Below are 12487 nucleotides of genomic sequence, written 5' to 3'. Positions count from 1 at the left end.
GCTATGGCTACTGCCTTGTAAACATATCATGTCTGTACTTGTTAGTTATATGCACCTATTAAGAAAAAAACAGATATGGAAGATCTATTTTTCAGCGATGGCAAGCACTTGACAAAAGTGATAATAGCGACCATCATCTCTTATTTTGCCCTTATGTTCATTATCCGACTTATGGGCAAACGTACCCTGGCCAAGATGAATGCTTTTGATTTTGTGGTTACGGTCACATTGGGGTCTACCTTATCATCAATGCTACTTAACAAAGTCCCGGTAGTAGATGGAGCTGTGGCAGTACTATTGATTATCTCGTTGCAATATCTTATCGCCTACCTCGCACAACGATCCGAAAAGATCGAAAAAGTCGTAAACCATAGTCCCACGTTGCTATATTACAATGGTAAATTTATGGAGGAAGCAATGAAAAGGGAGCGTATTACCGAAGGAGAGATCCTTGCCGAGATACGCAGCTACCGGTTAGAACAGGTAAGTGATGTGCGGGCAGTGGTCATGGAAATCAACGGTACGTTTAGCGTGATAAAAAAAGAAAGTGGCTTTCCGCCTACCACGCTAGACGAGTTTAAGGAACAATAAAAAAACTGTATCTTTGTCGTAATATGGCATACACAAAAGAGCGAAAAAAGCTGGAGAAGCTGGCAGAAAAAATTACAAGCCTCCAGAACTATGATGATAAAAGTTTGGCGATCATTTCAGACATATACGAACAGTACTCACATACTGTACGGATCCTAAAAAACAAAGCGCCAGAAATGTTCAATGAACTTTATCTGAACGAATTGCAACAGGTTAAAGAGCACAAAAGATTACTTAAAGTAGGTGAAGAGGAAGACCGTCAGATAAATTTCACCAACTATAAAGAAGCGCTCTTGGATGCTTTAACAAAAACCATTCAAGCCGGGGAAGATACGGTATAAGATCGCAGAAGCTTACATATTAGTTTTATAAAAATAGCTCTTCGTAATACAAGAGCTATTTTTTTCTGAAAGTGTCTATTCTCAAAGGCCATCAAGAACTTTCATGCCTGTTGGTGATTCAATGGATCACGAAAGTTTTGTTACCTCTACTTCGTTAACCTTTGTCTAAGAATCACTGTAAACGGTCTTCAAAAACTTCACATACGATTAACGGTAAATTTACACCCGTTTCGTACCTTATCCAAATGAAATTCAGAACGTTACCACACAGTTCAGTTCTCTTTTTTTGCATCTGCATGGGGATTTCCTGCGCCAAAGACGAACCCAGTTTCCCTATCGGATCGGATGGTGCAGTCAATACATGGATTAGGGAGCAAATGGAATGGTATTATTACTGGTCTTCCTCCCTCCCATCGCGCCAAAATCTAGATCTGGCGCCTACAGCCTATTTTCAGTCGTTATTAGTAAAAGAAGACCGGTTCTCGGCTATTATGCAAACCCGACAAGCCGAAACATATGGTAATACCTTATTGAACACCTTCGGTATCGATTTTCTTCAGGTTGAGCGCCCTACAGGATCAATATCTTTACTAAGCCATATAGTTCCCGGAAGTGAAGGCGCGAAACTGGCGCTTCAGCGTGGTGATACGGTACATAGCATCAACGGGACACCACTTCTTACTGCCGACCTACCGGTCTTGACACAGCAGGCACTTAAAAATCCCAGCTTAGCACTTACTTTGGCCGATGGTTCTACCTATACGCTTCCCGCATCTTACATCTCTCAGCCTGTGGTGTACCCGTACCACAATTTTCTACTGGATGCAGATCAAAAGATCGCCTACCTGTTCTTAAGTACATTTGATTTTTCGGGCGCGTACGAATTGCTAAAAGTGGTCGGTGATATGCGTAGCAGCGGTGTTCGGGATCTGATCTTAGACCTCCGTTACAACAGCGGAGGAAGTGTGGCGTTCGCCGCTTTCACGGCTTTGGCCCTCGCAGATGTAAGTCCTACCGATATTTTTGCAAACTACAAAGGCAATCGCCATCTGAATCAATTACAGGAAACCTTTGGCGAAACACTGGGTCGGCAACCCGATGGCTACAGTTTCTCCGGCAGTGCCATACGCGAGAGTGGACTCGGACTTAGCCGTCTTGTAGTTTTGGGGACTGGTCATACTGCTTCTGCTGCCGAGATGTTGATTAACAACCTGAAACCCTATATCAGCGTAATCCATATTGGCGAAGGCACCTACGGCAAGGATATGGCGAGTACGACCTTGACAAGCCCTGCATCCGTTATCGGATCCGAAGCGAGCTGGCATATCTTGCCTTTGGTGTACAAAATATACAATGCAAATAACGAGGGAGAATATAGCAAGGGCCTTTTACCGCAGCGATCCGTCGTGGAGTATGCTACTTTACCTTTATACCCATTTGGAGACAAACGGGATGCACTAATTGCCGATGCGTTAACGTTTTTGGGCAGTAAGAGAACACTTCGCCTGCAGCGTATGTCCGACCTTCCGACAGCATTACCTACAGCAGCTACTTTGCAGTTTCAGTCTGCTCCTTATGAAGCCAAGCCTATCGAGATTGATTTTAAAAATTAGCTTACAAAAAAGAAAGTGTGTCTCATGTTTGTCAAAGGCAAACATGAGACACACTTTCTTTAGCCCCCCCTATCCAGCTGTAAGAAGAGAAGTTGACTCGAAATCGTTTGTGCTGTATCGAGCAGCTTTACGCTTTTCGCGCAGTGCCGGCACCAGAATTTCAGCACGAAGTTCTTTGTTTAGCTCATCATATCCGGCAATACATTCTCTTAATGAATCGATTAGCGACTCATATTCCTGGTATTTTTCGCGTAGCGCAGATAAGCCATTTGCAGCAGCTTCGCTGGAAGTATCACCTGCCTTCAGAAATGCAATTTGCGCAAACTTCGCACAAAGAATATCGTGATCTTTCTTACTGATGCCTTTCATAGGTAGTTATTATATATCGACCTCGTGCCAACCTAAACACAAAAGATCGAAAAGATGTCTAAATTTTAATTCTCAAATAAATTAGGAAGTATAGGTAGTCCTACCCATGCCTCTGCCGAAGATATAACTAAATCGTCGCTGGAAAGCATCAAATCCTCTGGAATATAGCTGGTGAAAATAGACGCATTGCTTGATCCCGCAACAAAAATGAGATAAACTTCTTTTCCATCTACTTTTAGTGGACTTTTGTCTTCATTTAAGACCTTGGCGCGCGCTCTGTATATATTGTTAGTTTCCGGACTTTCCACTACTTTCAATTTTGAATATTCTTCGCCAAAACTACTTTCAACGTTGTATACGGTATCGCTGTGTTCAGCATATATATTCATAAACAAATCCCAATCTATCCCCAATTCCTGTTGAAACACCAGATGAATAGGCTTGCTTTCGTCAGAAATCTTATCAGAAAAATTAGCCAAACGAACTTGTATTGTTCCCTCGATTTTTCCCATTGTATCTTGCGGATTTGTCAACAATTGATCCTGAAAATAGTATAACGTTTGCTCCCCTACAATTTCATATCCCTTTTCGAACACTTTTTCTCCCGTAGATCTGTTGACGAGCGAAATGTTTACGTTTCCTGCCGGTATGTGCGGAAGATTAACCGCGATATCGTTGCAATACACTATCAGATTTGGGTCAAGACCAGAAATGCTTAGTCTAGCAAATTCTTGGAACGAAGACAGTTTCTCTCCTTTTTCACAGGATGAAAGCATAAAAAAAGAGGCAATAAAAGCTACTATATATTGATTGGTAGATATTCTCATGTATTTTTTCGATTTAAACGATTCTTGATCAATTAAATATAGTTATCTGCCATTTTAATGTAGTGGCAGATAAGCTATATTCATTTTATCAAAGAGCGAAACTACTATCTAGAGACAGCAATTCTAAATTAATAAGTTTTTGGACTAAACTGTGTCCACCCTTGCGTCCACGCCGCCACACCTGGTTGGAAAGCACCTTTATAAGTGGTTGTTCCATTACCATAAGCTGGTGAAGAAGCCGTTGGTCTTAAAATCAGCGGATTGTACGATGTTGTACCAGAAGCTGCAGTCTGGTAGAATGGATTAGCAGTAGGAGATCCTAGCAATAAGTAGCTGTTTGCAGTAGCTGCAGTACTTGTTTGATTACCTGTATAATTAGCAGGTGTAGGTGTACCTGTAATTGCTGTTGTATAGCCATGTACCACATTATCGCTAAAAGTACTTCCAGCAGCAGTGATACTTTCAAAGGATACACCTGTTCCATAACCTGCAATAATAGAATTGGTAATATTCATTGCCGTTGCTCTTCTCCAACGGTTACCAAATTTCAATTTGGTAGCAGCAGTCGTTGAGTTATTAATACCCAAGAACGTGAAGTTCTTTAACGTGGGCTGAGTTTTTGGGCTTGCCGCAGAACCTGTACCGTCATTATCCGACTCTAAACCATTGGAATCTGAAGAACCGCCAGAAGTACTGTTTGTTGAATTCGGATCTTTTAACGACAACGCATACTCGATCGTGCCCGTGTAACCAAAGTCAAAATCGAAGTCATCATCGTCAGTTGACAAGGCAACTAAGTGATCCGCATTAACTGTTCCTCCAAAAAATTCAAAAGCGTCATCACGACCCCAAGAAACCTGAATGTGAGACAAAACAGTACCACTACCAACACCACCTAATGTTAAGCCGTTGATTTCATTATCAGGTGTCAAATTAAAACCTGCAAATTCAATACGAACGTACTTCAAAATACCTGAATCGTCTGCACTAATATTTCCGCCATACGTTACATCCACACCTATTGGCTGCGGTATACCTTCTATTACCGGAGGTGTTGTACGGTTTGTAGGGGCTTGACCTAAAAGTACCAGACCACCGAAATCACCTGCAGCACGTCCAGTTGCCTTAGGCGACGTAAACACAATCGGTTCTGCAGCAGTACCTTCTGCATCAATCTTAGCTGTTTTAGGCACAACAAGAACACCACCTATATTAACAGTCGCGCCTCCATTCGTATAGGGCTTTAACGTTCCAGTTGTAAGGTAAGTACCTTCTTGAATTTCTAATGTTTGGCCTGGTCTTACAAACGAAATACCGTCGATCAACCAAACGGTATCCTTTGACAAAAAGTTTTGGGTAATTAAACCGTCCACATCTACTGGAAGGTGTTTCTGAGGCTTACTCGGTAAACCTGCGTTAAAATCACCTGTTGGTGTAACAGTGTCTTTGTTACATGAAGCCAATGCGATAGCGCATACGGAGGCTAGTGTTAAAAAATTTTTCATTTTTAATTAGTATTTAATTAACTTTGCCGTCACAAATCCTTTAATGACTATGCTACTCGCCGGGACAGCATTTCGATGAGTAGTATAGTTTTTGTCAACCGTTGGTTTCTTTTTTCGTGTTAATTTCCAGATTGTGCTAATGGACAATGCTCGGAATCCTTTTATTTTTACCAACCGCTTAACGAACTGCCTCGCGCAGTTATATTTTAAAAATTATATTTTAACGTCAATACAAATCGTCTTCCTTCTCTTCTTCTGTACGTAATGATATCGCCCTTTTCCGGCTCATATTTTAAATCCCCCACCACTTTATAGCCGCCAATTTCGTCATCCACGGTGGGCACCTGTTCATAGGTATCTTCCGAATTTCGGTAGTAAAAGGCCCACTCGTTCAACAAATTAGCTATGTTGAAGGCGACTTCGGCCTTTCTGTTCAGAAAGCGCCCGTACAGCTGCAAATCCAATTGCTTGGGCAACACTTCAAATTCAGTGTGTCTAACATCTGCGGAACTGATAAACGTTCTGTAACCTATTGCATTATAATTCATTGTAATTCCCGCGTAGTCCCCCCAGTATCCAGCGCCTGCATTCAATAACCAGGGCGACTGCCCGATCAACGGCCGATCTTGCATCGGACGTCTTTTACTAATAATTCCCGGAGGAGTTGTACTGTACCTTGGAAAAGACATCGCTTCTACCTGTGAGGTCATTAATGTACCGTTAGCATATAGGAACGTCTCTGCTAGCCACGACCGGTCACCCAAGAAGTTAAGAGATTTCCTAATCTCGGCTTCCAACCCGTAATTTACTGCAGAATGCTGATTTTGGTAGTTATACCTATACCCTGAATTTACAGCATCATCTTGCGCCAATTCAATGGGCTTGTCGAGGTACTTATAGAAGCCCGAAACCGACAGCACTTCACCCGCCGACGGATACCATTCCAAGCGCAGATCCACGTTATCAATGGTAGTTGACTTTAGGTTTCTACCCGCAATCAACCCATCCAGATCATTATCGTACATTTCGAATAAAGATGTCTCCCGTAAATCAGGACGTATTACCGTTTTTCCGTACGAGGCACGCACATTAAATTTAGACGTCACACTGTAAATCGCATTAAGCGAGGGCAACAATTTCCAACCTTTTTCTGCTGGCTCTATATCGTCACTGTAGTACGCAGGTATCCCGTCCGGAAACAGCCGATTTAAAAATACGTCTTGCTGGTTGCGCAAGTTAAAAAACTCCGCACGCAAGCCATATATAAGCCGAAGCTTACTGTTTAATAGCTTTTGATCGGCCATCGCGTACAAGGCATGCGAAGCTAATTTTCCATCGAACACCGTACCGTTGTAATAATTCGCATAATAATAGGCTTCGTTAACCCCGACTCCTATATGCTCGGGTGCAAGCACAACATCATATGGTTTTTCGATCTGACTTTCCGAGTGCGTATAGGGAATAAGCCGTGTCGCTGAAAGCCCTCTTTGTCGCTGGTAACCGGCATAGCCTATCTTTAGCAAGGTGCTAATAGCGCTTTCCGCGCCAAGGGTATGTGTGAACGCAGCCTGCCAATAGTAATCGGTTTCATCAACCTCAGACCACATCCTGGAATCTTCCCCTATCACATCGTTTGCAAGAGCACCTAATGTCATGATATTCGGTGTCTGAAAATAATGGGTATCGCCGATAATTGTCGTTAAAAGGTACTTCAATTTCCGCTGATCGATTATCTGCTGACCGATGCGATTCATGGTACCGCTAAGCTGCAAACGAAAGTCTGCCGGTAATAAGTATTCCGCATCCAATTTATGCTGCCACAAGGTCAAGAGCTCCGGTTGTTGAAATTCTTCTTTAAAGCCAACCTGCGTAACATCCGAATAAGGCAAGCGATACGCTTCATTGTAATTATCGTGATATACACGCGAATACAAGTTTTTCAACGACAACTTCAGTTTTGGATTTTGGTACCCGATATTGGCTACCGCGCTTAGTGCACTCATCGACCGGTACGACTTACCGGCCCCGTTCTGTCCAAAACCTGTACTATCAATATAATTTGCCTTGGAATGATCCTGACCACGAACATTATTGAAGTCCAATATATTCTGTTCATTACGAAAACTCGTACTGGCCACAAACCCTAGGCGCTGATCGCCGGGCAGCTCGTATACGCGTCCCAGCGAAAGACGGTAATTTTGGTAAGGTAGCGCCTTGTACTTGTATTTTGTGAGTGCGTCGACGTTGAATCGCCGACTCTGACCCGCTGCGTCCAAGTCGCTGTACTTCGGCCCGTTCGGATTACCGGGATCCAATGGCATATTACCTGTCACGTCCGTCCCAGGAGGCGGTATTTCCTTTTGTCTAGCTTCGTTGTGCCAATACCAGTTTAGGATATTCTCCGGCAATTTATTTTTCTCCTGCGGGAAGGTAAAAAACTCATGGGTAGAACCTTGGCCCAACCGGTAAAAGTCCTTTCCGGTCGACTGCGCATTTCCTCCCGTTCCTAGTTGGATACTGGTAAAGTTTTGTTCGGGAATATCCAATGTATTGACTGATACCTGTCCACCGGAAAATTCCGCTGACATATCCGGCGTAGCCGTTTTGTTTACCACCACGCTGCTTACCACCTCTGTAGGAATCACATCAAACGAGAAATTGCGCTTGTTCATCGACGAACTCGGAATAGTGATTCCGTCTAGCATAGCCTGATTATAACGATCCGACATCCCACGTACAATCACATATTTATTATCCATGGTGGTCACGCCGCTGATTCGCTTAATGGATCCGGCCATATTAATGTCTGGCGTACGTGCTATCTGCTCGGCGGAGATCCCGTCCGTAACCGAAGCGGCATTTTTCTGCGCAGCATACAGTCCAGCCACAGATGCTTTCTTAAACGTAGTCGTTACTACCACATCTTCTAGCCGTTCGCTGCTTATTTCCATCGCGACATCTAATGCAGCACGCTGCCCAGCGGCTACTTTGATGGCCTGTACACGTTGGGTTTTGTAGGATATATAACTAACCTCCACTACGTAAGTGCCGGCGGGCAACTCCATATTATAGGTACCATCTATACCGGTTTGCACGGTCTTATTGCCTAATACCTTAACGCTGGCCCCTATCAAAGGCAAACCGCGTTCGTCGTATACGGTACCGCTAATGCGCCCCGGGCGCTGTGGCACTGTCTTCTCTAGGATAATATAGGCACCGGTTTCACGAAAGCCCAGATCGGTGCCGTTAAAAATATAAGTAAGTACATCCCGGATCGGCTTACTCACGAAGCGTCTGGAGTTTATTTTTCGGTTGTCCAGGTTGTATTTGGCAGCGTCGTAAGCAATCAGTATATTCTTCGCTTCCAAGGATTTAACAGCCTCGGCTATACTGCCGTCGTGCACGTCGAGGGTCACTTTCTTGTGTAAAAGCTGTGCGTTGACCGACGAGGCAATTAAGACCTCTGTGAAGCACAGGACAACGATTACACCAAGCATCAAAGTTCGCATAAGAGAATAGAGATAGTATGGGTTAAAATGCATAAATTTGTATTGTGTATAATATTAGTGTTAATGGTAAATGATACGATGTTGTCACATTAGAGTGGATGTATACCATCCACTCGCAGAGAAGGGTTATCGATGGCGGTCGATAACTCTTCTTATTTAGGAGACAAGTGGTGGTTAATAAAGGATCACTGTATTCCCCTCCTTTCTAATTTTATTTTGGTGAATAGACTGTATGGCGCGTAACGCCTCGTCAACCGATACGTATTTTATGATTGGCATGCTGTATTGCTGGCGAGCTATCTGGGCATTACCTGCCTGAAGGATAATGCCATAGGTGTTATTGATGGCCAAGGCAAGCTCATCGAAATCGGCATCTTGCAACACCACTTTACCACTGGTCCATGAAGGACTGTATCCGCGGTCAAACTCTTCCGTTAAGCTGTTGGCGTGTTCTTTTTCAAAACGGATACGCTGTCCTTTTTCCAATGTACCCAGCATGTGTTGCCCACGCTGTACCTGCACACGCCCTGTAAACACCGAAATCACCTGTTCGGGCATTTCATCATACGTCCGTATATTAAACGACGTACCCAAAACAGTCGTCTGTAAGACGCCGGCCTGTACGATGAATGCGCGGCTGCTATCTTTGGCAACATCGAAGAAAGCTTCACCGGAAAGCAGTTCTATCGTTCGCGTTGTGCGGCCGTATTGGTTTTCGTCGAATCGGAGCTGACTACGTGCATTTAAGGTGATCGTCGATCCATCGGGGAGATCAACGCGCTTGCGCTCGCCCACTTCGGTGGTAATGGTACGATATACAGGCGCGATGGCCACAGCCACTTCCTGCTGATATTCTTGCGGTGTATTCCAGTAGAACAAGCCGATACCTGCGAGCAGAAGAGCTGCCGCGCCTGCCAACCAACGCCGAAAAACAAGGCCTGATTTCCGTTGTACCGGAGCGGTGTCTTCAATGGCGTCGAGCACCTTCCGCCAAGATTGATGGCGTCGTGCTTCGTTATTCACTTCGGGCAATTGGATTCGATTGTCCAAGCTTTCATACCAGTTATCAAACAAGTTTTTTTCTCGTTCACCAACCTCCTCTTGCTGATACCGATCCGTTAAGAATCGAAATAATTTACTTTTCACGTTTTACTTTACTTATTGCTTTTATAAGTATGTCAGAAAAAACGTTAAAAGGTACTTTCAGAAATTGTTACGATTAGGTTAAATGATCGTTAAGTTCATTAATCTTAAAAACTGCGTCAAAAAGGGGAGATTGCGGTTAGTATGCTAATAAAAGTGTAATCGACTGCGCTGCCAATACAGTCAAGGTACTGTAGGAATCGGAATTATTAACCAGCAGAGCTTGCTGCAAACGTTTACTTCCTACGCTTATATTATTCTTTACCGTTTGCTCGGATAGTCCTAACCGTGCTGCGATATCGCGGATGCTGAGCTTGTCCCACTTGAGTAATATGGCTTGCTTCATATTGGTCGGCATGCTGTCGAGCTCACGATCCAATAGGCGCTCCAATGCATGGTATGTCTCGAGTTCATCCGGATTTTGTTGCACATACTGATGGAGATCCGTTGCCCATAAATCAAGCAACTGCGGCTTTATTTTGTTGGAGTTAAAGAAGTCGATGATTTTATATTTGAGTATACCGTATAGGTAGGCAGGCAGATTCATCGTAGCATCCAGTCGCTCACGTTGTTCCCAAAACTGTATAAAGAGCTCCTGCACTAAATCTTCTGCTTGCTGTTCATTCCGAACACGCCGTAGCGCGTGCTTATACAGATCGTCCCAGTAAATACGGTAGATCGCGCCAAAAGCATCTTTGTCGTTTCGCTCTCTGATGGCTACCAGCCAACCCCGATGTAGTGTTACAACTTGGGACATAAATTTGTTTAATCAACCAAAGATACCTTCCCTATGTTAAATGAATATTAAATATGTAATATCAATTATTGGTTTTGGGGCATCCCCATATTGTGGGTACTATTTTTATTATTTTTTCTCAAACCTACCGCGCGTTTCAAACATCCGATCTTGCTGATCTTTCACCTGTAGCACGACTTCATACCTACCTTCTGGTACTTCGGCTACTTTTATATGTTCATGGAAATTGTATTCTAATTTGCCCACCATGCTTGCCTTGTCGAATGGATACTCCCTACTCCAGGAATCTCCAATTATGCTAATCGTAACCGATTTGATCGTTTTGGCTGCGCTCAGCTGGCTTTCCAGATGCAGATCGGTACCGTCGGCGTTAATGCCTACCTCGAGTTCGGATGCAAGTGGTATCGAGCTATCCACTGATATATCAAAATCAACAGCTGATTCGACCTCGGCCAAATCCGAATATATAACCTTCATTTTCAACTGGTAAGCCCCTACATTAGCATCCATTGGAATAGGAATAGCCTCTTTAAAATCTGCTGATTTCTGTCCCGCAAGTCCGTCTCGATACCGCTGTGAAAAATTCCAGCCCGATCCCGATTTCGGCGAAATAGCCAGTTCAATTTCTTTAATGTCTTTATTACCCTTCACTTTCGCTGTTAGAGGCATAGTTATTCCTGCAAAGCCCTTCGGGTCGCTATCCGTACCCACTTTTAGATCCGTGATCGCTGTATCGTTGGCACTATTACAGCTGTAGAGTACACCAAGTCCGATAAAGAGCAATACAATACAAGTAATGTATTTACACGCTGCGGGTAACAGGTAGTCTTTAGAAAATTTGATAATGTTATTCATGATTGTGTCCGTTATGGGTTTCATCCTTTTCCTCGTGCTCATGTCCATGATGACTGTGGTCGTGGTCATGATCGTCATGGCTGTGACCGTGGCCATGTTCATGTTCGCCATGCTGATGATGACTATGATCGTGGCCGTCAAAAAACAGATTTCCAACCGCAAGTAAGAGCCCGATAAATACAGCCAACATTTTTCGCCTGTTAAACGTATGGTGGTTTGCCGAGCCCGATTCAAATAAGATGGTCGTCGAGACATGCAGAAAAATACCGATCACCACCGCCATGATCTTATCGTAATAGAGGTGGATGTCGCCAATACTTCCCTCGCTGATTCCTTTACTGGCCAAAAATCCTAGAGGCGTCATGAAGGCAAAAATCAACAAGCAGATGGCTATTTTCCCTTTCGACAAGTTGGTCGCGATCAACAAGCTGCCCAACGCAAATGCTGCCGGTATATGGTGAATCGAAATACCAAACACCAATTGGGATTGCTTACCGGAAGCCAATGGCATACCTTCCAAAAATGCATGCAGACATAGACTTATCATAATGGCCAAAGGAAATGCACTGTGATTTCCATGGTGTACATGACCGTGTTCAATCCCTTGTGAGAAATGTTCCAATACCAACTGAAAGATAAAGCCCCCCAAAATATACAGGCCTATCGTCGATCCGGCGGCTTCGTTTCCTTGATAAACATGAGGAATGAGATGGAGTACAGTAATTCCGAATAGATACGCACCACTAAAAGAGAGAATAAGCTTAAGGAGCGAGGTACTGTCTCTCTTGACGAAAAAAACCGATAAACCACTCAATAAAGCGGGTAGAAATAAAATTAGAATAATAAGTAAGGGATGCATGAGCATAGTTTTTAATATAATAACATTGTATCTTAATGTTGCCTCTCACGAAACCGCTGCAACAAAGTTGCAAATGTAAAATAATATTTAGTATTCTCCTAATATATTATCAACATGC

The 12487-nt window shown here is 43.5% G+C and carries 11 protein-coding genes; 3 read left to right on the top strand and 8 right to left on the bottom strand.

Annotation, left to right across the window (positions count from 1 at the left end; all coding sequences use genetic code 11):
* The first annotated feature begins 75 nt into the window (after positions 1-75).
* The 3 genes from C4F40_RS17515 to C4F40_RS17505 all read left to right on the top strand — a co-directional run bounded on the left by C4F40_RS17515 (position 76) and on the right by C4F40_RS17505 (position 2545).
* The gene (locus C4F40_RS17515) at positions 76-591 is read left to right on the top strand and encodes a DUF421 domain-containing protein (RefSeq protein WP_196940714.1); all 516 of its coding nucleotides are present in this window, start codon (positions 76-78) and stop codon (positions 589-591) included.
* Positions 592-614: 23 nt separating this feature from the next.
* Positions 615-932 (top strand): hypothetical protein, encoded by a 318-nt coding sequence (locus C4F40_RS17510; protein WP_196940713.1) that lies wholly within the window; start codon positions 615-617, stop codon positions 930-932.
* Between the two features lie 296 nt (positions 933-1228).
* Positions 1229-2545, top strand: coding sequence for a S41 family peptidase (locus C4F40_RS17505; protein WP_231390112.1), 1317 nt, complete (start codon positions 1229-1231; stop codon positions 2543-2545).
* A 69-nt stretch (positions 2546-2614) separates the two neighbouring features.
* Here the strand turns inward: C4F40_RS17505 and C4F40_RS17500 are convergent, their stop codons facing one another.
* The 8 genes from C4F40_RS17500 to C4F40_RS17465 form a co-directional block, all read right to left on the bottom strand.
* The gene (locus C4F40_RS17500; RefSeq protein WP_136821131.1) at positions 2615-2914 is read right to left on the bottom strand and encodes a hypothetical protein; all 300 of its coding nucleotides are present in this window, start codon (positions 2912-2914) and stop codon (positions 2615-2617) included.
* Positions 2915-2979: 65 nt separating this feature from the next.
* A complete protein-coding gene (locus C4F40_RS17495) occupies positions 2980-3741 on the bottom strand; it encodes a hypothetical protein (protein ID WP_196940711.1) in 762 nt (253 codons plus the stop codon).
* A 128-nt stretch (positions 3742-3869) separates the two neighbouring features.
* Positions 3870-5246 (bottom strand): hypothetical protein, encoded by a 1377-nt coding sequence (locus C4F40_RS17490; protein ID WP_196940710.1) that lies wholly within the window; start codon positions 5244-5246, stop codon positions 3870-3872.
* A gap of 206 nt (positions 5247-5452) precedes the next feature.
* Complete coding sequence (locus C4F40_RS17485; RefSeq protein WP_231390111.1) at positions 5453-8755, bottom strand: TonB-dependent receptor domain-containing protein; 3303 nt, start codon at positions 8753-8755, stop codon at positions 5453-5455.
* A gap of 174 nt (positions 8756-8929) precedes the next feature.
* On the bottom strand, positions 8930-9901 hold the full coding sequence (locus tag C4F40_RS17480; RefSeq protein WP_196940708.1) for a FecR family protein: 972 nt from the start codon (positions 9899-9901) through the stop codon (positions 8930-8932).
* Positions 9902-10037: 136 nt separating this feature from the next.
* Complete coding sequence (locus C4F40_RS17475) at positions 10038-10655, bottom strand: RNA polymerase sigma factor (protein WP_196940707.1); 618 nt, start codon at positions 10653-10655, stop codon at positions 10038-10040.
* Positions 10656-10763: 108 nt separating this feature from the next.
* Complete coding sequence (locus tag C4F40_RS17470; protein ID WP_196940706.1) at positions 10764-11510, bottom strand: hypothetical protein; 747 nt, start codon at positions 11508-11510, stop codon at positions 10764-10766.
* A complete protein-coding gene (locus C4F40_RS17465) occupies positions 11503-12369 on the bottom strand; it encodes a ZIP family metal transporter (RefSeq protein WP_196940705.1) in 867 nt (288 codons plus the stop codon). The genes C4F40_RS17470 and C4F40_RS17465 overlap by 8 nt, the downstream gene beginning before the upstream one ends.
* Positions 12370-12487 lie beyond the last annotated feature (118 nt).

It is taken from the genome of Sphingobacterium pedocola (genome assembly GCF_015209965.1).
GTDB lineage: Bacteria > Bacteroidota > Bacteroidia > Sphingobacteriales > Sphingobacteriaceae > Sphingobacterium > Sphingobacterium pedocola.
The sequence above is the reverse complement of the archived record's forward strand: the minus strand, read 5'-3'. Positions and strand labels throughout refer to the sequence as shown.